This is a genomic window from Microbulbifer mangrovi, from assembly GCF_002009015.1.
In the GTDB taxonomy this organism is placed as follows: Bacteria; Pseudomonadota; Gammaproteobacteria; order Pseudomonadales; family Cellvibrionaceae; genus Microbulbifer; species Microbulbifer mangrovi.
Genome location: NZ_LZDE01000098.1, coordinates 1 through 1,000, shown reverse-complemented (window position 1 = coordinate 1,000; position 1,000 = coordinate 1). Strand labels below are relative to the sequence as shown.

Below are 1,000 nucleotides of genomic sequence, written 5' to 3'. Positions count from 1 at the left end.
TGCCCCTGCCGGCGGCGTTATGCGACTTAAGGAAGGAGTCTGAAATGAAAATACTAGTAATAATTTGTGCTTTAGCTTTCTCAGTTTCAGCGCAGGCTAAGGATGGAAATGACTTATTAGAGAATTGTCAAAAAGTTCTGGACGGAAAGAATGGAGTAGAACTAGACGAAGCGGGCAAAATACGGGCGGCAAGCTGTATATCTTATTTATCAGGATTTGGAGGAGCTGACTCCCTATCTCCACTGAAGCATAAGGGAAGAAGAATGTTCTGTATCCCTAAAGACGTTTCTCTTACAGATGCCGCTGATCTAACCGTAAAATGGATGTTAAGTAATAAAGATAAGCTCCACTTCCCTAGCCACCAAGTCCTAGCCATGGCAAATATAGTCAACTTCCCATGTCGCGCATAACAAAGCCAAGCAGCCTCGCCAGTGCCCGTTGGGCACCGGCTGGACAGCTTACGCGGCGCGCGTTGCACGCCAAACGCTACAGCTGCCGCTGTTGGTGGCGTTATGCATCGGAGAATTTCGTGCACGATCCGATTAGAAATACAAAGTTGCTATTTTACGTATTGGGATTTTTCTCTGCGGCAGTCTCTGCATTGTTACTATTCTTCATTGCAGCGTCTGATATTCTGGATGGGCTTGCTCTTAATGGGCTGGTTGTATTGGTTAGCACTGCGTTGTTCTCGGGACTAAATTTCGTCATTGGCTGGGGCTTTTTAAAAAAGAAAGTATGGGCCTGGTATGCCGGTCTCGCTGAAATGTTCATAATTTCCTTGTGGGCCCTCTATCAGCTACTTAGTTTTGATTTAGGGGGGCTCACATTACTTGTGTTAAGTGGAGCTGCAGCCGCTTGGCTATGGAGTATTAAGTCAGCCCTCCGCGAGCTTCATGCATAACAAGCGCAAGCAGAAATGCTCCGGCCCTTCGGGCCTGCGCGGGACGCCCAACGCTGCGCACCTTTTGCGCGGTCGCTGCGCTCCCATTATTGCGCAAAA

Annotated in this window: 2 protein-coding genes; both read left to right on the top strand. The window is 48.3% G+C overall.

Annotated elements, in window-relative coordinates:
- A partial coding sequence (locus tag B4U49_RS18765) for a Rap1a/Tai family immunity protein (protein ID WP_204902951.1) occupies nt 1–410 on the top strand: 410 nt, incomplete at its 5' end.
- A gap of 119 nt (nt 411–529) precedes the next feature.
- Nucleotides 530–901: a hypothetical protein gene (locus B4U49_RS00460; protein ID WP_078082648.1), complete on the top strand. Its 372-nt coding sequence runs from the start codon at nt 530–532 to the stop codon at nt 899–901.
- The last annotated feature ends 99 nt before the right edge of the window (nt 902–1,000 follow it).